The organism is Pseudonocardia zijingensis (assembly GCF_042657305.1).
Classification (GTDB): Bacteria; Actinomycetota; Actinomycetes; order Mycobacteriales; family Pseudonocardiaceae; genus Pseudonocardia; species Pseudonocardia zijingensis.
The window spans coordinates 368,871-392,784 of record NZ_JBHSKO010000003.1 but is presented as its reverse complement, the minus strand read 5'-3'; the positions used below and the strand labels follow the sequence as shown (position 1 = coordinate 392,784).

The 23,914-nt window shown below is 76.0% G+C and carries 5 protein-coding genes, 1 tRNA gene, 1 other RNA gene and 1 riboswitch; of the genes, 4 read left to right on the top strand and 3 right to left on the bottom strand.

Translation table 11 applies throughout. The features are described from left to right. The first annotated feature begins 132 nt into the window (after window positions 1-132). The gene (locus ACFPL3_RS08855; protein ID WP_343945440.1) at window positions 133-921 is read left to right on the top strand and encodes a DUF899 family protein; all 789 of its coding nucleotides are present in this window, start codon (window positions 133-135) and stop codon (window positions 919-921) included. A 1-nt stretch (window position 922) separates the two neighbouring features. Here the strand turns inward: ACFPL3_RS08855 and ffs are convergent. After that, window positions 923-1,017: signal recognition particle sRNA small type (ffs, locus tag ACFPL3_RS08850), an RNA gene on the bottom strand. A 70-nt stretch (window positions 1,018-1,087) separates the two neighbouring features. Between ffs and ACFPL3_RS08845 the strand changes: the two genes are divergently transcribed. Both ACFPL3_RS08845 and ACFPL3_RS08840 read left to right on the top strand, forming a co-directional pair. Next, window positions 1,088-1,172 (top strand) — tRNA-Ser (locus ACFPL3_RS08845). A gap of 143 nt (window positions 1,173-1,315) precedes the next feature. Next, window positions 1,316-1,376: riboswitch (guanidine-III (ykkC-III) riboswitch) on the top strand. A gap of 11 nt (window positions 1,377-1,387) precedes the next feature. Continuing rightward, window positions 1,388-1,702 carry a DMT family transporter gene (locus ACFPL3_RS08840; protein WP_343945441.1) on the top strand — a complete coding sequence of 105 codons (315 nt, stop codon included), beginning with the start codon at window positions 1,388-1,390 and terminating at the stop codon, window positions 1,700-1,702. Here ACFPL3_RS08840 and ACFPL3_RS08835 read toward each other — a convergent pair. Next, complete coding sequence (locus ACFPL3_RS08835; protein WP_343945442.1) at window positions 1,686-2,093, bottom strand: hypothetical protein; 408 nt, start codon at window positions 2,091-2,093, stop codon at window positions 1,686-1,688. The two genes, ACFPL3_RS08840 and ACFPL3_RS08835, sit on opposite strands and share 17 nt — an antisense overlap. Window positions 2,094-2,211: 118 nt before the next feature. Further along, the gene (locus tag ACFPL3_RS08830) at window positions 2,212-22,611 is read right to left on the bottom strand and encodes a preprotein translocase subunit SecA (protein WP_379588686.1); all 20,400 of its coding nucleotides are present in this window, start codon (window positions 22,609-22,611) and stop codon (window positions 2,212-2,214) included. A gap of 337 nt (window positions 22,612-22,948) precedes the next feature. Here ACFPL3_RS08830 and ACFPL3_RS08825 point away from each other — a divergent pair, with 337 nt between their 5' ends. Beyond that, window positions 22,949-23,911: a threo-3-hydroxy-L-aspartate ammonia-lyase gene (locus ACFPL3_RS08825; protein WP_343943150.1), complete on the top strand. Its 963-nt coding sequence runs from the start codon at window positions 22,949-22,951 to the stop codon at window positions 23,909-23,911. The last annotated feature ends 3 nt before the right edge of the window (window positions 23,912-23,914 follow it).

The window sequence follows — 23,914 nt, the reverse complement described above, 5'->3', positions numbered from 1 at the left end:
CGACGCCCCGGCGACGGGGAACGGCAGCACCGGCTGAGGCAGGTGCGCGGACACCGGCGGGTGGGGCCTGATGAATTCCCGCGGGCGCGCAAGTCACCACTCTCGAAGCCTGTCCGAGCGAGGGAGCAGCGCATGACCAGCATCCACGGGAACCGCCCGACCCACCACGAGGAATCGGCCGTCCCCCCGATCGTCGACAGGGCGGCCTGGCAGGCCACCCGCGACGAGCTACTGGTGCGCGAGAAGGCGCACACCCGGGAGGGCGACGCGATCGCGGCGGCCCGCCGTCGGCTCCCGATGACGGAGGTCGACGCAACGATCACCGTGGTCGGACCGGACGGGCCGACCACGCTGCTCGACCTGTTCGAGGGCCGCGAGGAGCTCGTCGTCTACAAGCACATGTGGCACCTGGGCGAGCCGTTCGAGAACCAGTGCCCTGGCTGCACCCTGACCTACTTCGCCGTGCAGAACCCGGCCTACCTCCACGCGCGGGGTGTCTCGTTCGCCGTGTTCGCCAAGGCTCCGCACCCCGACCTCGCGGCATTCGTCGACTTCATGGGCTACCCCCACCACTGGTACTCCGTGGCCGGCGTCGAGGACGACATCGTGAGCGGCGACGACTTCGGGACCTGGGTGTGCCTGTTGCGCCACGGCGACCGGGTGTTCCTCACCAACACCGTCACCGGCAGGGGCTGCGAGGCGACGATGCCCGCGCTCGCTCTCCTCGACATGACCGCCCGCGGCCGCGTGGAAGCGTGGCAGGACTACCCCGAGGGCTGGCCCGCAGGCAAGAACCCGGGCTGGTTCTGGCGCAGCCACGAGGACGGCATCGGGAACAACTGGACCGGCGGGAGGCCCACCATCCAGTGGACTCGTCCCGGCGTCGGAGCGGTGACGTCCGAACCCCACCCTCACCGCTAGCGAAAGGGGACCCCGCGCACCCGCCAGAGCCCGTTGACCCTTGCTGCCTTCCGGCCCTGGGGGAGTTCACAGGATGGACGCCGCGCGGGGTCCGGGGTCGAGTGTAGTGGAGTGGGAGAGGAGTGGGGTCGCGAGGGCCGCGGGCGGCCCGGCTATGCTTCGACGCGGAGGATTCGCCTAGAGGCCTATGGCGCACGCTTGGAAAGCGTGTTGGGTTCACGCCCTCGCGGGTTCGAATCCCGCATCCTCCGCTGCTGAGCAGCCTGGACGCCCGGTGGTCGCGGTCGCGGCCCCGGGCGTTCCGCGTCCGTGGGGCCGGTTCACCACATCGTGGCCGGTCAGGCCGGTCACCATCGCGGGCGGGCCCGGCCTGCCGCTCGTAGCGTGGGGAGTGGGTCCGCTGCTGCGGCATCCCCGGACGAGACGTCGTACCCGGCACGACAAGACGGCGTACCGGAGGTGTGTCATGGCCTGGGTCGTGCTGGTGGTGTCCGGCGTCCTGGAGACCGTCTGGGCGGCGGCGCTGAGCCGGTCGGAGGCCTTCACGAGGTGGGTGCCGTCGCTCGTGTTCGCGGTGGCGATCGTCCTGAGCATGATCGGGCTGGCCTACGCGTTGCGGGAGATCCCGGTGGGCACGGGGTACGCGGTGTGGGTCGGCATCGGCGCGGTCGGCACGGCGCTGTACGGGATGGTGGTACTGGGCGAGCCGGTCACGGCGGCGCGCCTGTTGTGCCTGGTGGCGATCGTCGGCGGGGTCGTCGGCCTCAAGTTCCTGCACTAGCCAGCCGGTCGGTGCGCACGCGGATCATCTCGAGCTGGGTGCCGAGCTCCCCCGCCGTGGCGTCGGAACGTGCGGCGGGCGGGGTCAGGAGGAACGCGTCGAGGGACGCGGTGAGGTCGGCGCGCACGATCTCCGCGGCGTCGGCGAGCCGTTCGGGCTCCGGCGTGCGGTCGAGCCGGTCGAGCACCTGGCGCAGGGTCCGCACGATGCCTCTCACGGCGCGCTCGGCGCCGTCGGGCAGCTCGGCCCGCGCCAGCTCGACGCGGGTGAGCTGCGCCTCGGCCTCGGCGCGCAGGACATCGGTGAGGCCGGGGTCGGCAGCCGGCTCCGTCCCGGCGACGTTCCGGCGGGAACGCAGGTAGCGGCGCAGCGCACCGACCCGATCATTCATGCCCGCCGGCCTCCCCGCTCGCCGCTTCTCACCGGCGGCACCGATTCTGCCGCGTGCCGGTGGGCGGCGCGGGCGCGCCGCACCAGCCCCGCCACCACCCGTTCCCGCTCCGCGAGGGTCAGCGGGGTCTCCGCCACGGCACCCCGGCAGTTCCCGTCGGCGCGGCGCCGGGCCCGATCGCGCCGGCGACCGGCGCCTGCAGCACCGCGACCGTGAGGTCGTCGCGACCCACGACCCGGCGCGCGGCGGCAGCGAGGTGGGTGGCGGCGAGGGCCGGGTCGGCGTAGGCGGCGGCGGGGAGCGCGCCCGCGAGGTCGGCCGGCTTCGCCAGATCACGCCACAGCCCGTCGGTGGCCAGCACCAGCAGGCCCGGGACGCCCGCGGGCCGCGTGGTGATCCTGGGTTCCGGCCGGTAGTCGCTCGCCGCCCAGCGGGTCATGATCCCGCCGCCCGTGATGTCGCCGCCGCGGGTGTCGTCGACGGTGAGCTGCTCGCCGTCGCCGTGCGCCGCGCGGTCGAGCGGGAGGTGGTAGGCGCGGGCGGTGCCGACGTGGCTGGTGGTCGTGGTGCCGTCGGCGGCGACGTGGGCGGCCAGGTAGGTCACTGCCGCGTGCCCGGTCTCCGGCGTGTGGTGCGCGCTGAGCCCGAACAGGCCTGCCTGGTGGGCGTCGAGCAGCAGCTGCGCCGCGGTGCGGCCGGGCCGGTCGCCGCGTGCGAGCTCGGCGCGGAACGCCGCCGTGAAGCGGTGGGCCGCCGACCGCGAGCCGGGGTAGCTGAACACGCCGTCCACGACCAGGGCCACCCGGTCGCCGTTCGGCAGGGTGACGAGCGTGGCGGCGTCCTGGTTGGTGCGGTTGCCCCGCCCGCGACGGGTGGACGCGGCCATGCCCGGACCCGCGGTGTCGTCGTCGCCGTCGGGCTGTTCGACGCGGTCCGGGTGCGGGATGACCGACGACCGGCTGGGCGCCGGTGGCGCGGGCGCCGGGAACAGCTCCGACTCGTGCGCGGTGCGCAGCCGCTTGGCCGCGACGCGGGCCGCCTCCATCACCCGCCAGCCGCCAGACGTGCGGTGCAGGTCCGTCGACCAGGCGTACTCGCGGTCGACCGCGTACCGCTCCAGCGCGAGCCGGGCGTCGGCGAGGGCCGCCTGCCGTTCGGGGCCCGGGTGCAGGCGGCCGAGCCGGGAGCGGACCGCGTCGAGCTCGCGCGCGATCTCCCGCAGCCAGTACTCGGCGGTGGGCGGCAGCGGGTCGGAGTCCGGGGCGTGCGGGCGGGCCTCGGTCGCGGCCCGCAGCGTGCGGTCGACCTGGTGCCGGTACGAGCCGACGGCGTCCAGCGCCTCCGCCGCGCGCCCGCGGGCCTCCGCCAGCTGCGCGTACGCCTCGACCTCCACGGCGCGGGCGGCGTGGAGGAGGTCCGCGGCCTCCGGCGCCATCGACCGGCCCGGTCGCTGGTCGGCGAGGAACTCACCGGCCCGCAGGGCGCGGAAGTAGAGCCGGCCGCCTGCGTCGGCCGCACGCAGGTGGCGCTCCAGCAGCCTGCGCTGCGTGCCCGGCTCGACGCGGTGGCGCCACCGCGTCACGACCAGGTCGCGGGCGGCGCCGGCGAACCGGATCGGGGCCGCGGGGTGGTCGGCCGGGCCCGGCCACCGCAGCCGGCCCGCCGAGTGCTGCAGCCGGTACCCGAGGCCTGCCAGGCGGCGCCAGGTGAGGCGGGCGTCGTCGATCCAGCCGTCGCGCTCGGAGCGGAAGGCCAGGTCGCCGGCCCGCAGCAGGTCGTGGAGGGCGGCCACGGCGTCCCGCTCGGCCTGCGTACCGGCGGCGTCGACGACCGCGAGAGCGGCGAGCTCGGCGCCGCCCGGGAGCACGGCGGCATCGGAGCGCACGGCGTGGCGCAGCCGGGGGCCCGCGGCCCGCCACAGCGCGGCCAACGCGTCGGTGGCGCGGTAGCCGCCGTCCTCGTCCTCCTTCAGCGCCCCGAGCCGGGCCAGCGCGACAAGCGACTCCGCCCATCCCGTGCCGCCGAACCGCGCCGCCAGCCCAGCCGGTGTGGCGGGGCCGCGGTGGCCGAGGAGCAGCAGGAGCCGCTCCAGCAGGGTCGCGGGCATCCGGTTCGGCGGCTGCGTGACCGCCCGGGCCATCGCCTCCCGCCAGCGGTTGCGGTTCCAGGACCGCTGGGCGCGATCGTGCTCGGCCTCGACGCCGAGCAGTGCCCCCGCACGCAGCAGCCGCATCGCCGCCTCGAGCTGCCGCATCTCGGCCAGCCGCCCGATGCTCGCGGAGGGGTCGCGGTCGACGATGCCCTGCTCCTCGGCGGCCGCCGCGGCTGCGACGCTGCGCGCCCGCTGGTCGGCCAGCTGCGCCACCGCCTCCAGCGGCTCGGGCCGCGGCTTGCTCGAGGCGCGCAGCTCGAACTCCAGTGCCCGCAACTCGGTACGGGCCCGCCGCAGGTTCGGCGCGGACCGCTCACCCGCGTCGAGGTGGTGCTGCTTGATCAGCTCGAGCAGCTCGCGGCGCGGACCGGCCAGGTACTGCTCTCGCAGCTCGACGCGCTCGGCGAGGGCGGCGGCCAGCCGGGCTGCCCACACCCGGTGCGCAGGCGTCTCGGCCCGGTCGGTCCACGCCTCCTCGAACAGCGCCCACAGCTCCTGCGACAGCATCCGCTGGAAGTCCAGAACCCGGGCGTCGGCCGGGCGGGCGCCCCGCAGGCGGTCGGCCACCCGCTGGAGGGCAGCCGGGTCGGCCGCCAGCACGGGCACCACGAGCTCGACGGCGCGAACGTGCTGCGCGCGACGCTGCTGCGTGTGCCGGCGCTCGGCGGCCAGCGCGTCGACGAGGTCCGCGTCGCGCGGCAGCGGCTCCCACTCCGGCAGCGGCTCGTGGATCTCCGCCTGCATCCGGCCCCACAGGAGCGCGGCCAGCTCCTCGGCCAGCCCGCGATCGAGCTCGCGACCCGACAGCCGGTACCGGCCGAGCACGCGGTCGAGGTCCTGCCGGTACCCACGGGCCCGGTGGTGGATCCGGCCGCCGGTCAGCACCGTCCACAGGCCAGGACGACTGGGCGAACGCGGGGTGCGCGGGCTCCGGAAGCCGTAGTAGCCCGTGCGGTGCTCGACCGGGTCGCGCAGCAGCTTCCCGATCAGCCAGACCGCGGTGGCTGCCACCGCGAACCGCAGGAGCACCGTCATGAGCGAGTTGTCGTTCGCCAGCACCCACGGCCGTGCCGCCCAGGCCAGGTTGATCACGATCGCGGAGAGCCCGGCCAGGATCGGGTCCAGCGCCTTGTGCAGCAGCAGCCGGTTGTCGACCGGGGAGAAGCTCTTGTAGTCGAGCCAGGCGCGGTACAGCCGGCGCTGCCGCTCGCCCTTCGCGGCGCCGCCCTTCGTCGTCTCCTGCGCCTTGCGCTTGACGCGCGGCGCCATGATCCGGCCGATCGCGACGTTGACGTACTCGGCGACCACCGTGGGCGCGGCGTAGACGAACGTGGCGACCACGACCGTGTTGAACAGGTCGCCCCACGAACCCGGGGCCAGCGCGGTGCCGAACGTGCTGACGAGGTGGGCCACCGCGGCCGACAGCGTGCCGGACACACCCGCCTTGATCACCCGGGTCCGCTTGGTGTCCTTCTTCTGCAGGATCGAGCTGGTGATGCCGACGACGACGGCAGCGGCCACCGGCCACAGGCCGACGTAGCCGGTGACCAACCCGAATGCGCGCGCGAGCCCGAGCGCCGCCGTGAAGGTGTAGGCGGCCACCGCCGACGCCCACGCCGCCTGCCGCGGCCGGGTCTGCATGCCCGACCTCTGGTTGACGTACTGCCGCCGCAGCACGTAGCGGAACACGAGCCCGGCCGTGGCCAGCGGCACCAGCAGCGCCTTCACCCCGAGCAGGCCCGGCTGGTGCACGAACACCGGCCACAGCCGCTCCAGCTGGTCCCACATCGGTGGGGCGCCGATCACCGCACCCCCCGCGCCGGCCGCCCACAGCCCGAGACGCACGCCGTGCGCCCGCAGCCCACGCAGGAGGGCCCGCCCGGGCGGCCCGCGGGTCTGCCGCGGTGTCCACAGCGCGCGCACCGCGGCGAGCACGCCACCCACCGCGACGACGACGCCGATCGGGACGGCCGCGGCGCCGGCCGCCCCCGGCAGCGCACCGATCACGAGCCCGACGCCCAGGCCGATGCCGATCCCGGCACGCGCCACCCCCCGCGTCCGGATCCGGTCCGGCACGGGGACGTCCAGGCCGAGCCGCGTCCACGCCCGGGCCCGCAACCCGGCCACTCCCCGGCCCCGGGTGGCCCGGTGGATCCGGCGGACCGCCCGCGGCGCAGCGACGCCGGCGTCCGTCGCGATCCGAACCGCATCGGTGGTGCCCGCGCGCAGCGCGCGGCCCGCCGCGGTGTGCGCGGCCCGTGCGTCGCGCAGCTGCGGGAAGGCCTCCGCGAGCCGGGTGGTCACCAGGGCGATCGCCTGGTCGAGACCGACACCGGTGGCCGTGATCCCGCCCGGCGCCCCGACGAGGGCCGGGTCGAGCCGGGCGGCCCGGCGCAGCATCCGGTCGGCCGCCCGCTCGGACAGCCCGAGCGCCCGGGCCACGCGCTCCGCGAGCCGCTCCCGGGTCAGCCCGGTGCCCGCCGGCTGCGCCGAGTTGACCACCGACAGCCACCCGATCCAGCCCAGCTGCTCCGGCGAGACCGAGCGCGCCGTGGCCCGCTGCGCCCGCCGCAGCAGCAGCGTGGTGGCGCCGGCGACGGCCCGCAGCCGCGCCACCCCGCGGACCTGCGCCCGCAGCACCCGCGCCCACCGCCACCGATCGGCCGCGCGTCCGGCCGCGCCGCGCACCCGGTCGACGACGCCCTCGCGGGCCGACCGCAGCCCGTCGGCGATCCGCGTGGACGCCGCGCGGGCCGCGTCCCGCGCCGTCGGCGGGGTCGCCGGGAGGGCGACGACGTCGCACCGGGACAGGCCGGTCACGCGGCGCACGGTGCCGACCCGGACGCCCGCGTTGCGCGCATCCAGCGCGGCGTCGAGGACCTTCTGCTGCGCCTCGGCCCGGGCGTCCGCCGTGCCGCGGGCGGCCCGCTCGTGCCGCATGAGCGCGGAGTCGAGCTGCGCCGACCGCGCGGCGACGGCGGCCCGGACGCCCGCGATGAGTTCCTCGGCCGACACCCCCGACCCGGCGAGCTCGGCCGGGAGGGCATCGCTCGCCGCGAGGACCGGGTCCGCCAGGCGGGCCCGCACCCGCTCGGGGTGCAGGGCGAGCGCGGCCGCCAGATCGGCGACGATCCGGTCGTCGTTCCACCCGGCGCGGCGCAGCCGGTCCGCCAGCGCGGGCACCCAGTCCGTCCGCGTCCCCAGCTCGTGCTCGCGGCCGCGCACCGCGCCGAGCGCGCCCGCCTCGGCCCGTTCGACGCCCGCGAGTGCCTCGCGGGCCTGCTCCACGCGGGTCCGCAGCTCGTCCGCGGCCCGGCGCTGTCCCGGCCACCAGAACACCCCGGCCGCGCCCAGGGCCTCGCCCGCACCGAGCCGGTACGCGGCGACGGCGACCGCGATTCCGGCGCCGAGAGCCAGGGCCGCCCGCAGCGTGCGTGCGGAGAACAGGCGCTTCCACCTCGGCGGGCCGCGCGACCGGGCCCGGGGGCCGCCCGCGCGCGGGCCGGCCGTCCGCATCCCGGCGGTGCCCGTGGTGCCCGCGGGCGGGGTCGCGGACCGCTCGGGCGCATTCCCGCTCGGGTTCGGCGTGCCACCGCCGGTGGGCGGGCCACCGCCGCTCGCGGACGGACCCGGGCCCCCGTCCGATCCACCGTCCACGATGGCGCGGACCTGCTCCGGGCTCAGGCCGGTGATCGCCGCGATCCAGCGAACGGGCACGCCGGCGCCCGCCGCCGCCCGGACGGCCGCCTCGAGGCGCGGCCGCCGCTCGGCGTGCCGCCTCGCCAGCTCCGCGTCGGCCCGGTGGACCCCGTCGGCCACGGCGCGCAGCGCGCTCACCACCGCGGGGAACTCCGCCGCCACGCGCGCCAGCCGGTCGGCGAACGACCCGGTCGGCGCACCCAGCCCGAGCGCGTCGACGGCCACGGTCCGGTCGAGGGCGTAACGGCGCACCTCGGCCGGGTCCAGGCCGAGCAGCCGGGCCACCGCGGCGACGCGCGCGGCGTCGACACCCGGTTCGACGGACCACGCGTCCGGCCCGCCGTACAGCCACCGCACCGCCGCCCGCTGCCGGTCGACGAGCCGGGCGTCCGCCGCGGCCAGCTCGGCGCGGGCGCCCGCCAGCGCGACCTGCCCGGCGCGGATCTGCCGCTCCAACCCGGCCACGACCGACCGCAGGGTGCGGTCCGCAACCCACCGGCGCATCCCCGTGACAGGACCCGCCCTGAATCCGCGGGCCACCTCCCCGGCCCGGGCGCGGGCCGCGCGGATCCGCGGCGCACCCGCCGGCAGCGCGATCCGGGGCAGGTCGAGCCGATGCAGCCCGTGCAGCATCCGCGGGGCGAGGACCACCGCGACCGCGACCACCGTCGCGCCCACGGCGAGCACACCCGCCCCCGGCACACCGGCCGTCGTCAGCGGCCAGGCGAGCAGGCTCGCGCCGATCAGCGTGCCGAGCACGGGACGTCGCGTCGCCAGGTCGCCCACGAGGGGCGCGCCGATGACAAGCCGGTCCGTCCACCGCCGCGCGGCGAGGCCGGATGCGGCGGCGGGTGATGTCGAGGTGCCTGCGGCGCGTGGCGGGCCGCGGTTGCGCACCAGATGGACCACGGTGACGACGGCGGCAGCGAGCACCGCGCCGGCGACGGTGACCCCGGTGAGGGCGAACGCGCCCGCGCCGCCCAGTGCGGCGAGGCCACCACCGGCCGCGCCCGCGGCAACGGCGGCGCCCACCACCGCGCGCACCGGGAACCGGGGCCGGGCCGGTGCGCGCTCGGTCGCGGGCCGGCCGGTGCGGGCGATGTGGGCCTCCAGCACGAGCAGCGCCGTGCGCTGGTCCGGCCCCGCGCCCGGCACCCGGGTGCGCCGGGCGCCCGACCCGACGCCCACCAGCTCGGCCAGCTGGGCGCCGCTCAACGTGCCGGCCCGGGCCCGGACCAGCAGGTCCAGCGTCTCCACCGGCCACGCCGCGCCGTCGGCCGCGCTGAGCAAACCGAGCCGGTCGCGCTCGAGCAGCAGGTCGGCGAGCAGCGCGAGGGTGTCGATCCCGGTCAGCGTGCGCAGCTCGGCGAGCCGCCCGTGGGTGGCCGGCACGGCGGGGTCGTGGGGCAACCCGGCGGCGATGTGGAGGGCGGCCAGCAGGTCGTCGTAGGTCCAGCCGGTACGTGAGGCGAGGTCGGCGGAGCGGTGGCGGGCCACGGCGTCGAGCCGGCCCGGCACGGTGGTCGCGGCCAGTACCCGGCGCACCGCGCGGGTGGCCCCGGCCGGCAGCCCGAGGTCGGCGAGCTCGTCGAGCGACAGCGCGGCGAGCTGCGTCACCGAGGTGATGCCCGCGGCCACGAACGCCGCGTAGGCATGGTCGCGGTACCGCGCCGGGAGCGGATCGACGAACTCCTCGATCCGGTCCGCGCGCTGCCACAGCACAGCCGCCTCGGCCTCGTGCAGCCCGTACAGCTCCACCGCCCGCAGCTCGTCGCGGACGCGTTGCCGGACGCCCTCCGCGCCGGCGGCGGCGAGCTCGTCGATCCCGAGCTCGGCCAGGACCCGGGCCAGTGCCGCCTCCCGGACCCCGGCCTCGGTGCGCACGTGGCGACCGGCCGGTTCCCTCGTGCCGAGCAGCGGGTTGTTGCGCGACTCCCGGGTGAGCTTGTCGATGACGACGCCGGGGTCGGCGGGGTCGATCCGCAGGAACCAGCCGAGCTCGCCGACCGTGAGGCCGAGCCGCTGCGCGATCTGCGCCTCGGGCAGTCCACGTGCGTGGTCGAGCAGCGCCTGCAGCTCGCGGTCGCTGAGCGCGGCGAGCCGCATCCGCTCGGCCGGATCGGCCAGCCGGGCCGGCACCGGGCGTCCGGTCCGCCGCGCCTCCTCACGGTCGGCGAGCAGCTGCGCGGCGACCGCCGGCGTGGCGGCGTACACCTCGGGGTCCTCGATCCCCAGGCGGTCGCGCAGCTCCCGGCCGCGCTCGAGCGCGGTCTGCTGCTGCGTCAGCTCGTCGAGACGCTGCACCACCGTGGCGAAGTCGGCCTCGGTGTACTCGTAGGGCTGGAACGAGCGCTTCGGCAGCTGCGCGGCGATCTCGGCCGCGGCGGCCACGTGCTCCGGGGACGCCGGGGCGTGCTCCACGGCGAACCGCTCGGCGAGCTCCCGCAACCGTGCGTTCTCCGCGGTCGACAGGCCCGGGACGTCCTGGCCTGCGCGCAGGGCGGCCAGCTGCGGCAGGTCGATGCCCGCCGGGTTCGCGGGCACGGCCGACCGCACCGACGGGGCGTCGACCCCCCGTGAGGGCAGCACGGTCCGCGCCGGCATGCCCCGCCTGCTGAACGGGTTCCAGCCGCGGCGCTGCCGCACCGACCGGGCGATCCGGTGTGCGCCGCGCTCGGCGCGGGCGGCCAGCTCCGCCTCCTGGCGGGCCAGGGTGAAGATCCCGTCGACGACCGTGGAATCCCGCGGCACCGCCAGGTTCTCCCCGGGGCTGCGCTCGGCGGCGAACCCGCCCTTGCCGGGCGGCTGCAGGATCCGGTCCTGCAGAGACCGGTGCAGCGTCGAGCTCCCGTTCTGGCCCTGGCGGCCGGCCCGTCCCCTGGCCTGGTCCTCGACCCGCAGCGACTCCGGGAACTCGGTCAGCACGACGTGCAGGCCGCCCGCCTCGTCGACCGCGTCGCGTCCCAGGCCCTCCGCGTTCCCGGTGCGGGCGCCGCCCAGCCTGATGTCGACGCCCCGGCCCGCCCGGTTGGTGGCCACGGTGACGCGGCCCGGCTCACCGGCCTCGGCGATGATCCGATCGGCCGCCGCGGGCCGGGTCTTCGCCGTGAGCAGGTTGTTGTCGATGCCGGCCCGGCGCAGCCGCGCGGAGAACCGGGCGGCTTCCAGGATCGACCCGGTCACCACCAGCACCGGGCGCCCGGACCGCATCGTGGTGACGACGTCGTCGAAGATGCCGTCCCACTTCTCGCCGAGGGTCCGGTAGGTCACCGTGTCGTCGACGCGGTTGCGGCCGAAGTGCGGCGAGACCTCGACGACGTCCTTGCCGTAGTGCTCGAGGAACGCGGCGCGGCCCGCCTTGCCACCGGCGGTGCCGGTCATCCCGGCGTACGACGAGTACGTGTCCCGGTCGAGGAAGTCGACGATCGTGAGCGAGTCGAGCACCCGGGTGGGCGCACCCACCTCGAGCCGCTCGGCGTACTCGATCGCCTCGTGCAGACCGTCGTTCCAGCGCCGACCCGGCAGCTCGAACCCGGTGCGCGGGTCGACGATGACGACCTCGCCGTCGCGGACGACGTAGTCGACGTCCTTCTTGACGATCAGGTCGAAGGCCAGTGCATTCTCCACGTGCCGCGCCAGCGGCCGGTCCCTGCCCGTCCGGAGGTTGCGGCCGGTCCGGGACTCGATGAACGCGTAGCCCTCCTCGGTGAGCCGGACACCGCCCCGCCCGATCTCGAAGTGACGGGGTGCCGTGCCGTTCGGCGGCTCCAGCGTGGTCGCGACGCGCGCCGACCACGTGAGGTCGCCGAGCGGTGCCTTGCCCCGGATCGCCGTCGCCAGCACGTGCGGGGTGAGCGCCTCGTCGAGCAGCACCTGGTCGACCTCGTCGATCAGGCGGTACCCGCCGCGGTCACCGTGCACCGGCCGGCCCCGGGCGTTGCGGGCCCGCAGCGCGTCGAACAGGAACTCGCCGACCGTGCCGATCGCGATGTCGGCCCGGTACGCCCGCCGCTTGGTCAGGCCCGGCGTCCCCGGCCGCACCTGGCCCACGGTGAGCCCGAGGAAGTCGGCCACCGGCCGCACCGCCCTGACCGCGGACAGCATGTCCGTCGGGTTCAGCGCGAGCCACTGCGCGCCCTTCCCCGCGACGGGCCTGCCGGCCGCGTCCCGCGCGTCCAGGCTGCGGACGACGCCGGCGAGCGTTCCGGATCGGGTCTTGCCCTCACCGGTGAGCATCTGGACGAGGTCACCGCGCACGAGCGCGACGGCCCCGGCGATCTGCTCGTCGAACGGCGCCTCCCCGGTGGTGCGTCGCGAGACCTCGCACACGAGCGCGAGGCACTCGGTGGTGACCTCGTCGATCGTCCGCCGCTCGTTCCGGACGTCGTCGACGATCTCCTGGAACCGCTGCTTCAGCGAGCGGTCCGCGAGGGTCCGGAACTCGGACCGGAAGGTGTGGACCTCGGCCAGCTCGGCCGCGTAGTCCTGCTCCGTGCGGGTGTGCCTGCCCTGGTCCGGCGGGGGCAGGTCCGACGTCAGCGGGTCGGGCAGCTCGGGATGCCCGTCGCTGGTCCTCGGGGGCGCCGGCTCCTCGTGGTGGGGGCGCGGCGAGCCACCGGCGCCGTCCTCGGCCGCGAGCGGGTCCGGTCCGCCCTGCGAGGGGGTCGGGCGCTTACCGCCGCCGGTGCCGGCGCCCGACCGGGGGCCGGACGGCGCCAGGAGGTCACCGTCGGCGGGGCGCGGCTGGGCCGGGCGGGGCTGCGCGGCCGCGGGCCGCTCGCCCGTCGCCGCCGTGCCTACCTGCTCACCGGGCCGCCGAGTGCCCTCGGTGGCGCCCGGCCTGCTCGTCGCCCGGCCGGCGTTCTCGGCCGCGGACACATCGCTGGCGGGCCGGCCGAGCCCGTTGCCGGTGAGGTCGTCGAAGTCGCGGGCGCTCAGCCTGCCCGAGGCGATCTCGTCCAGCGCCTGCGCCCGGTCGGCGGCGCGCACCCCCCGGCCCGAGAGCCGGTTCGCGTTGCGCAGGGTGCCGCCGTGCATCACCTGGTCGTAGCGGACCACCGTGTTCGCCCGGTCGGCCCGGCCCTGGCGGATGGCCTGCAGGGTGTCGGCGATGTAGCCGGAGAGGCCACGCCTGCCGAACGAGCCGGGCATGCCGTCGCCCAAAGCCGCGAACGTCGCGCGGAAATGCGCGGACGCGATCTCGGCCGCGCTCGCGGCGGCGCCGAACCGCAGGCCGAGCGTCCGGTACCCGCGCAGCGTGCCGAAGAGTCCGGGGGTCCGGCCCTGGCGGGTCAGGCGCCCGAAGAGGCCGTCCTGCCCGATGATCCGCGCGGCGTAGGCGCCGATCTCCAGCGCGTCGCCGAAGCGGGTGAGCCGGCCGGCGTGCGCCTGCAGGTCGACCGCCTCCGTGAAGCGGCCGAACTCGAACGCCGCCCCGGCGCGGCCCGCGGCGATCTCGGCGGCGCCGAGCACCCGTGCGGACAGCGGCGCGAGGCCGCGGGACAGGCCCGTGGCGACGAGCCGCCCGACCACGAAGTTCGCCTTCAGCGGGGCGAGCGCCACGTTCCCGGTCCACCCGGCCACCCGCATGCTCGCCGTGACGGCGGAGTCCAGGGCGGGCAGGCGGGTGGCGGCCCATGCGGCCCGCCCGGCCATCAGCCCGGTGCTCAGGCCGGACGTCATCGACGTGCTGAGCCCGGCCGAGACGGCGCTCGCGCCCTTCGCGCCGAGCGAGACGCCCTTGATGATCGCCCCGGCGCCGACGGCGACCAGCGCGATCGTGCCCACGTCCTCCAGCAACGTCGACACCGGTGCGTAGTAGTAGTCCTCGCCGATCTCGTCCCAGCTGCCGCCGTCCTTCAGCCAGCGGTCGTAGAAGTTCACCGCGCCCGTGGCGACCCCGCCGGTGAACGGGTACAGGCGCGCGTAGTACTCGAGGTCCGACTCGCCCTCCTCCCGCTCCGGCGAGGAGAAGCCGACGTTCCCGCCGGTGACGAGGCCGACCAGCCCGTCCTTGCCCAGGATGTCGAGCTTGACCGTGTTGATCAGCTCGGTGCCGACGGCCTCCAGCAGGCCCGGGATCGCGTAGACCACGGTCTCGCCGAGGTCGCGGACCAGGTTCTTCGCGAACTGGCCGGGGGACTTGTCCTCGTGGACGTCGAGCACGAAGTACTGGCCCTCGAGCTCGAAGTTCTCCTCCTTCACCCCCTGCAGGTCGCAGGCCGAGCTCGCCGAGCAGACCCGGTCGTCCTCGCGGCCGGGCGCCTTCGAGTGCAGGGAGAGCATGTCGTCGGCGTCCGGGGTGCCGAGGAACTGGCCACCGGACATCGCGTGGTCGCGGACCGCCAGGCCGAAGCACGTGCCGTTCGCGGCGCCGCTCGACCGGCAGTCGGAGAGGGTGTCGCGGTTCGAGTCGACGTGGGTGCTGAACTCCCCGGCGCACGTGCGGTTCGAGTCGCTGCAGAAGCCGGAGGCGAGCGCCTGGCCCTGCTTCTCCCGGTCGCCGCCCGCGGCCACCGCCGCCGCCGCGAGCGAGCAGTTGCCCATCGCGTTCGTCCCGCAGGACTTCTCGGAGTCGGCGTTGTTCTTGTCCGCCTCCTGGTACGCCGAGACGGCTGCGGAGTAGTTGCAGCTGACGCCGGCGCTGCCGGTGCACCAGACGGTGCCTTCCGCGGTGCGCTTGCCCTCGTCGATCGCGACGTCGGCCGCCACCGAGCAGTAGCCGGAGCCGGTCGTCCCGGAGTCGGCGCAGCTGCTGCGTGCGTTGGCGGTGAGCAGGCCGTCGTCCTTCGACAGCTCCTCCAACCCGCGGGCGGAGAAGCTGAAGCTGCAGTTGTCCTCCTCGTCGGATCCGCAACCTGCTCCCGACTGCACGTGCGCGGGGAGCTCGACCTGCTCGCCGTCCTCGGTGGTGACCGTGGCCTCGCCGTCGGCGAAGTACTTCGCGAACGACACCGACGAGCAGAACCCGGCGCCCTGCTGGGAGCAGTCGGACCGGCCGCTCCCGTTCAGGTCCTCCCCGTGGGGCGAGTTCGCCCACGCGCTGGTGTGGGTCTCCACGCGGGTGCAGGCGGCGCCGCCCTTGTTGTCGCACTGTGCGAACGCCGCGATCTGCCCGGTCTCCTTGTCCAGCCCGATCGAGGCGACCACCGAGCACGAGCCCCACGTGCCGGAGCAGTCGGTGCCGGCGGTGCCCCGGTGCTCGGTGTGCTCGCCCTTGTCGTCGAGGGTGGCCGACGCGTGCGCCTCCTGCGTGCAGTGCGCGCCCTCGGGGTAGCAGCTGGTGCCGACCAGCACGTGGGCCGGAACCGGGTCGGGCTGCCCGTCGCCGTCCTGGTCCTCACCCATCGCGGCGGGCACGTAGGTGAAGACCCCGGACACCGCGCACATGCCCGACGTCTTCACGCAGTCGGACCTGCCGTTGCCCTGCACCGTGCCCCCGGTGGCAGCGCCCGGCTTCGTCCGGCCTGCGCCGGAGACCTCACCGTGCAGGTGGGCCTCCGACTTCGTGCAGGCGGCGGCACCGCCGGCGGCGCAGTTCGCGTACGCGGTGATCTCGCCGGTGCCGGCCTCGTACTCGCCGCCCACCACGTTGGAGCACCAGCCGGTGCTGCCCGAGCACGCGGACACCGCCGTCGCACCGATCTTGCCGTCGGCGCCGCTGATGTCGGCGTGCGCCGACGAGTGGTGCGAGCAGGTGCCGTCCTCGACGGCGCAGCCGGTGCCCACCACGAGCGACGGCGGGATCGGGTTGCCCTCCTCGTCGAGGCTCGCCTCGTGGAACTTCACCACCCCGACCGCCGAGCAGCTTCCCGGGCCGCCCCCGCCGCAGTGCACCGCGCCGTCGCCGGTGAGCTGCCCGCCCTTCCAGGAGGTGTCGATCGTGATGTTCGCGTACTTGGAGCAGGTACCGCCCTCGGTGGCGCAGTACGAGCTCGCCACCAGCTCGCCGGACTTCTCGTCGTAGGTCACCTTCGAGCCCGTCGCGCAGTACCCGCCCGCTGCGCCGCCGCCGGAGCAGTCCGCGCCCGAGTCGCCCTTCAGGCCCGACCCCTCGCCTGCCGACCGGGAGCTGGTGGCGTAGTGCGAGTCGCACGCGCCGGTGCCGGAGCACCCGGCCTGCGCGACGGCGTGCTCGGCGTCGACCTCGACCGTGGCGTACGAGCCGCACGAGCCCCCGGTGCCGCCGCCGGAGCAGCGCGACCACGCCTCGGCGTGCTGACCGCCGATGGTCTTCGCCGCCTCGGCCCCGCTCGAGTAGCTCGCCGAGCAGTTCGACGCGCCCGAGCAGCCCGCCACCGCGTTCGCCCAGCCCTTGCCTGCGGACGCCTGCGCGAACACCGAGAGGCCACCGCCGCCCGGCCCGGACCCGCCGCCCGAACCGGACGCGTGGGCGTTGGCCCAGCTGCGGTGGGTGCTGTCGTCGTAGGACGCCGAGCTCGACGCCTCGCCCGCGTAGCCCCAGCGGCAGTCGGAGGCGCCTGTGCACGACGCGCTCGCGGTGGCGTGGCCGGGCCCGGCCGACGCCTGCGCCGACACGGCGACCCCGCCACCGCCTGTGCCCCCGCCACCCGAGCCGGACGCGTACGCCGTGGCCCAGTTGCTCCCGTACGACGCCGACGCGGACGCGTTCGCGCTGTAGGAGTGGCGGCACCGCACACCCCCGCTCCCGGTGCAGGACGCGCCCGCCGACGCCGACCCGGGACCGGCGGACGCCTGGGCCGACACCGCGACGCCGCCACCCGTACGCCCGCCGCCGGAGCCCGCCGCGTGCGCGTCGGCCCGGTTGCCGCCGTGGGCCGCCGACGCCGACGCGTTCGCGCTGTAGGAGTAGCTGCACCGCACGCCCTTGCTCCCCGTGCAGGACGCCGCGGCCTGGGCCGCGCCGCCCCGGGCCGCCGCCGTCGCCGTGGTGGCGACCATGCCGCCACCGGTGGTGCCCGCCCCGGACCCGGACGCGTGCGCCCGCGCGCTCGCCCCGCCCGCGGCGGCCGCCGCCGAGCTGCGCGCGCTGTAGCGGTGGGAGCAGCCCGACCCGGCGCTGCCCTCGCAGGCTGCCATCGCGACCGCGGCCTCGCGGATGGTCTGCGCGGCGGCGCCGGTGGCGCACCACCCGGTGCCGGCGCCACCCGACGCCCCGCACCGCGCGTGCGCGTCGGCGACGTTGCCGCGGGTGCGGCTGTGGGCGTCGCTCGTGGAGGAGTAGCTGTACCGGCAGGTCGAGCCCGTCGCGCCGGCGCAGGTCGCGGACGCCTGCGTGCCGTTCTCGGTGGCCCCGACCCGGCTGCTGCCCGCGCACGCCCCCGCCGCACCAGCCGTGCAGTCGGTGCGCGAGGTCGCCGTGCCGGTGCCGCCGGGGAGCACGACGCGCGCGGTGCCGTCGGTGTGCGCGCGGCAGCCGGTGCCCGCGCACTCGGCGGTCGTTTCCACCGAGCCCTTCATCGCGACACCGCCGGTGGCTGCGTAGCAGGAGCCTGCCGCCGCGCAGGTCGCGGTGGACGTGCCGGACACGCCCGGCCCGCCCGTCCCGGTGGTGCGGCTCGACGTCGCGGTGGCGCAGCCGGTGGCGGTGCCGTTGTCGCAGGACGCCACCACCGAGGCTGAGGTGAGCGCGAACCGCTCGTCGGCCTTGGCGTCCGCGGCGCTCGCCGCGCGCGAGGCGCTCGCGGCGATCCGCGCCAGGCAGGCCGTGGTGCCGTCGCAGCGCGCGGAGCCGGTGGCGGTGCTGCTGCTGTGCTCGCCGGTCGCCACCGACGACCCGCGCACCTCGCCCCGGCAACCGGCTTCGGGGCACAGCACCTGGGAGGAGGCCTCGGCGCTGCCGGACGACCCGGGGAGCGGCCGCTCGGCCTCGCCGCGGGTCAGGCCCGAGTCGCGCTCGGCGAGCGCGGACGCATCGCTGGTGACGAGGCAGCCGTTCGCGGCGGCGGAGCAGGACGCTGCGGTGCCGGTGCTGCCCGCGGTACCGCCGGTGGTGGCCCGGCACGCGGGGCCGTCGCACCGCGCGGCGGCGCTCGACCGCGAGAGCGTCGCGGGAGCGTCGGTCACCGGCGCGGTGGCCGCCTTCGCTGCCTCGGCGTAGGCCTTCCGGGCGTCGGCCGCGGTCCTCGCGGCGTCGGCGGCGGCCTTGCGCTGTGCGTCGGTCGCTCCCGGCCGGGCGGCGACCTCCGCTGCTGCCCGTGCCGCGGCGGCGGCCTCGACGGCCTGCGCGCGCGCCTGCTCGGCAGCGGCCTTGCGGTCCTCCGCGACGATGTCGGCCAGGACCTGGCCGGAGCCCGCGGAGGAGTCGGTCTGGACACGGCAGCCGCTCTGCACGCTCGCGCAGCTACCGCTGGAGCTGGTGGTTCCGGTCGCCGTGGCCGGTGGCCCGCGTGCCTCGCCCGCCCCGGTGAGGGCCCGGGGGCCCTCGCTGCCCGAGGCCGCGGTCCGCGCGGTGCCGGCGCACCCGACGCCGCCCGTGCAGTCGAGCACCGCCGCCGCCATCGCCCAGCTGGACGCCCCGGGCACGGTCGGTGCGCCGGAGGCGGCGCTCGACCCGGGAACCGTCGAACCGGCGGGAGTCGCGGGCTGCTGCTCCTCGTCCGGCGCGCCGGTCGACTCCTCCGAGACGGTGGCGTTCGCGGTCGAGGCGGCCTGCACGAGCGGCAGGATCACGTTCGCGTTCGGCTCCGAGGACGCGCCCGAGTTCGTCACGGCCCGGCAGTCGCCGCCGACCACGCCCTCGCAGGACCCGGTGCTGCGCGACCCCCTCGCGTCGGCAGACACGGCCGGGTCGGTGGCGGTGGCCGCGCTCGACGCCCGGCCGTCGCAGACGCCCTCGCCCGCGCAGGCCACGACCGCGCCGGACGCGGAGGCCGCCGACGGGCCCGCCACCAGCCGCGCCCGGTTGACCGGCTGACCGCCGGACAGCACCAGCGCCGCCCCGGATCCGGTGGACCCGTACGACACCGACGACGCCTCGCACCCGCCGGTGCCGCCGGAGCAGCTCGCCTGCCCCGTGGAGGTGCGGGGCGCGCCACCCGCGACCGCCCCGTCCCACGCCGAGACCGAGGTGTGCACCGACCCGCTGCACGGCGTGCCCGCCGAGCACACGACGCTGCCCGACGACGACGCCACCGAGGACGGGCCGCTCGTGGGCTGCCCCGGGAGCGGCTTGCCGGTGATCGGGTCGACCGCGATGAAGTCGGGGGCCGACGATGCGCTGGAACTCGTGTCACCGACACAGGCACCACCGGTCACGGTGCAGTCGGCGCTCGCCGACGTGCCGCGCGCATGCGGGCCGACCGCGGTGTCGCGTGCGCTCGTCGACGACGTGGCCGTGCCCCCGCACGCGCCGGTGCCACCCGAGCACTCCACCGACGCCGACGCGGTGGACACGCTCACCGGCCCGGACACCACAGCCACCCCGGGCGCGCCGCCGTCGGTCGCCGGGTCCCGGTCGGCCACCGAGGTGCCCGCGTCGCCCGCGCACCCGCCCCCGTCGCCCCGCACCGTGCAGCTCGAGCTCGCCGTGCTGTCCCGCACGCCGGTGACGTCCCCGGACGCCGCACCCGACGTCCGCGCCGAACCGGAGCCCGTGCACCCCACCACGTCGCAGGAGGCCACCGCGTCAGCCGTGCTCGACGCCGCGAGCTCGCGGGTCTCACCGGCGCGGTCGGCCACCTCGGACGTCGAGGCGGCCTCGCACCCGCCCGCCGCGGTGGCGCAGCTCGAGCCGGCCCGGGTGGTGCGCACCGCCGCGCCCGCGCCGATCACCCTGCCGGTGGTGGCGCCCGACGCCGTGCCGGTGCAGCCTGCGCCGTCGCCGCACTCGACGCCCGCGCTCGTGGCGCTCGTGGCCGACGCGTCCCCGTCGCTCGTGACGGTGGCGACCCCGATCTCGGACTCCTCCACCGACGATCCGGTCTCCGTGCGGCTCTGCGACTCGCACCCGCCGCCACGCACCTCGCAGGAGGCGGTGGCGCTGCTGTCCTGCGCGGCACCGGCCCGCACGCCGTGCGCGGAACCGCTCGTCGTGGTCGTCCCGCGCCCGGAGCAGCCGGCCGCGTCGTCGCAGTCGACCTCCACGGTGGCGACGCTGTCCGACTCCTGGTCGCCGGCGGAGCGCTCGGCGTCCGACTCGCTGACCGCGCGGCACTCCCCGCCGGCCACGCTGCAGCCCGCGCGGGCCTGCGTGGCCGACGCCGCCTCGGACGTGCTCGACGCCGAGCCGGTGCACCCGGCCCCGCACTCGACCTCGGACTTCGCGCGGACGTCACCGTCGTCGTGCAGCTCCACCGAGCTCGAGGTGCCGCACTCGCCGCCTGCGCACCGCGCCGAAGCGCCGCCCGCGTCCCGCGTGCTCGCCAACCGCGTGGGGTCCTCGTCGCGCCCGCTCCCGGAGCTGCTGCTCTCGCAGGAACCACCGCGGCTGTCGCACTCCGCCTCGGCACCGTCGCGATCGGCCCGGCTGCGCTGCTCGCACTCGCCGGTGCACGCCGCCGACGCCCGGGAGACGTTCCCGTCCGCGCCCCGGCGGGACGCGCTGCTGCGACACCCCCTGTCGTCGCACGACGCGTCGGCCTTCGAGTCGCCCGACTCCGACGATGCCCCGCACCCGGACGACACCCCGGACAGGCACAGCTTCCGCTCGGAGTCCCGCTCCCCCTCGGCCGACTCCGACACCGACCCGCACTCGACGAACGCCCCGTCCGAACCGCACCCGGCGGCCGAACCCTCGCCGTCGAGATCGTCCTCCGACACCCCGTCCGGGTCGCGGTCGGTGGCGTCCATCAGGTGCTCGGTGGCCTCGTAGACCTCGTCGCGCTGCTCCTCGTACGTCGCGACGTTCCGGGCGTGGGCCTTCCCGCTCACCTCACCCGCGGCGACCTTCTTCTCCTCGGCGTCGAGCGCCCGCTCACGCTTCGAGATCTCGCGGTGGCCGTCGACGACGTCGTCGACCAGCTCGGCCCGCTCGTCCGAGACCTTCGCCCGCTCGGACTCGTACTCCCGTTCCAGCTTCTCGTGCTCGGCGGCCTTCCGGTCGTAGTCCGCCTTGCTCGCGTTGCCCTGCGCGACCTTCTTCTTCGTCGCGCGGAGCTCTTCCTCGCTCTTGTCGACCTCGATCCGGCCGTCGAGCACGCGCTCGGTCTGCTCCGCGGAGTCGTCGTGCTCGGAGTCCTCCTCGTCGGAGTCCTCGTCGCCGTCGTCGTCTTCGTCCTCGCTGCGCGACTCCCGCAGCACCGTCGCGACGAGCTGCTCGTCCGGAGGTCCGCGCGAGCCGGCCGTGGACCGCTTCGCCGACCCGGCCCCGCCCGCCCCGGTCGTCGCCGCGTCACTGTCCCCGGCGCGCGTCAGCTCGGCGCGCTGCACCACGTCGCCGGACGGGTCGTCCTCCGACGCGCGTGACCGTGTCTTCTTCTTCGTCGCCTTCTTCGTCGCCTTCGTCTTCGTCGCCTTCGTCTCGACGGATTCGCCCGCCCGCTCGGCGTGCTCGACCACCTGGTCCACCAGGTCGTCCACCGCGCGCTTCACGGCGCGCCGCGCCTCGTCGGCGCGATCGCGCTTCCCCCGTGCCTCGCCCTTCCGGGCGGCCTTCCGGGCCGTCGTGTCCTTGTCGCGCAGCTCGGCACGCACGTCGCCGGACTCCCGGTCGTCGGCGCCAGCCCGGTCACCACGGCGTCGCTCACCGCGATCCCGCTCACCGTCGTCGCGGCCGAGGCGCTCGGCGATCTTCTCGCGGACCTCGCCGGCGATCTCCGCCGGCCGGTCGTCCGCGTCGTGCGCCGCGCGAACCCGCTTCCCGCGGGCGTCTAGCTTCTCCCGCGGCCGCTCGTCCCCGGCGCGTCGGGCGTTCTTCTTCGCGGTGCCGTCCTTCGTGTCGCCCGCCGACCGGGGCTCCTCGTCACCGCGCCCGGCGCCGGCCCGGCGTTCCGCTGAACCCGCCTCGTCGTCGTCCCGCTCGTCCTCGGACCGCCGCTCCGCCGAGCGGCTCCCCTTGTCGTCGCGCTCCCGGTCCGCACGATCCCGGCTCGCCCGCGTGCCCTTCTCGGCACGCTCGTCGGATTCGGCGTGGTCGCCGGAGTCGTCGCGGGACTCCTCGTCGTCGGACTTCTTCGCGGACTTCTTCTCGGATCCTCCGTCCGACTTCTTCTTGCCGCCCGACTTCTTGTCCGACTCCTGCTTCTCGCCCGACTCCCTCTTGCCCGACTTCTTCTCGCCGGACTTATTCTTGTCGGACTCATTCTTGTCGGACTTCTTCTTGTCGCCGTCGGACTTTCCGCCGTCGGACTTCTTCTCGGACTTCTTCTTGCTCTCGGACTTCTCGCTCTTCTTCTCCGACTTCTTCTCGGACTTCTTCTCCGACTTCTTGTCACCGGAGGAGTCCGAGTCATCGGAGCCCGAACCGCCTTCGCCGCCGCCTGCGGGCCTGAGGCCACCCACCTTCGCCAGCCCCTGGGTGACCGCCGCGACCTGGACCACGGGAACCGCGACCGCCGCGGATGCCTGAGCCGCCGCGAGGAACGCCGCGCCGAACCACAGCACCACGACCATGCCCGCGAGCGTGAGCGCCCAGCGCACCAGCTGCCACAGCCGGTCCGCTGCCGAGTGGCGCAACCGCACGGCGACGACGCCGGCGAGCGGGGCGGGGCCGACGGCCCCACCCCCACACGCAGACACCTGACCCATGACGGATGCTCCAGACGTTCGCCGCTGCACGCGGACCGAGAGAGAACAAAAGAGGTGCGGCCGAACGCCGCGACGATGGGAGAACCCGGAGCCCGGCCACACGTCGCGCCTGGGGCAGCGACCTGCGGGGCGTCCCGCTCCACTCACGCCACCCACGGGCCGCTCGTCGCGACGAGGTCTGCAACCAGCGCCACCCCGGGTAGACGTTGATCAGGTTGACGGCGCCGGGCGTACGGCAGGCAACCGGACGAGCGCCCGCGACGTGACCGGAAGGTGAACATCTCGGTGCACCCGCCGCGAGGGCATGATCGGACGGGCCGACCGCGACAGGAGGACCATGCCGACCGTCCCCACTTTCGCCGACGTGCAGGCGGCCGCGGATCGCATCCGCGGCCACGCCCACCGCACGCCGGTGCTGACCTCCCGCCGGATCGATGCCGAGACGGGAGCCCAGCTGTACTTCAAGTGCGAGAACTTCCAGCGGATGGGCGCGTTCAAGTTCCGCGGCGCATTCAACGCGTTGTCACGTTTCGACGACGACCAGCGTCGGGCCGGCGTGCTGACGTATTCCTCGGGCAACCACGCCCAGGGAATCGCCCTCGCCGCGAACATCCTGGGAATCCCGGCCACCATCCTCATGCCGGACGACGCGCCCGAGAGCAAGGTCGCGGCAACGGTGGGATACGGCGCGTCGGTGGTGCGTTTCGACCGCTACGGCGAGGACCGGGAGGAGATCGGCCGGGCACTCGCCGCGGAGAAGGGCCTCACCCTCATTCCGCCGTACGACCACCCGGACATCATCGCCGGCCAGGGCACGGCGACGATGGAACTGCTCGAGGAAACCGGGGAACTCGACGCGTTGTTCGTCTGTCTCGGTGGTGGTGGGCTCCTGTCCGGTGCGGCGCTCGCGGCCCGCGCGATGGCACCGTCGTGCCGGATCGTCGGGGTCGAGCCGGAGGCGGGTGACGACGGTGTCCGGTCGCTGCGCTCCGGTTCGATCGTGCACATCGACACGCCGGTGACGATCGCCGACGGTGCGCAGACCCAGCACCTCGGCGTGCTCACGTTCGAGATCATCCGCCGCGACGTGGACGACATCGTGACGGCGAGCGACGCGGAGCTCGTCGCGGCCATGCGGGTGTTCGCGTCGACGATGAAGATCGTCGTGGAGCCGACGGGCTGCCTCGCGTTCGCCGCCGTCCGCAGGCTCGCCCCCGAGCTCGCGGGGCGCCGCGTCGGCGTGATCGTGAGCGGCGGCAACGTCGACCTCGACCGGTTCGCCGCCCTGATCACGAGCTGATCG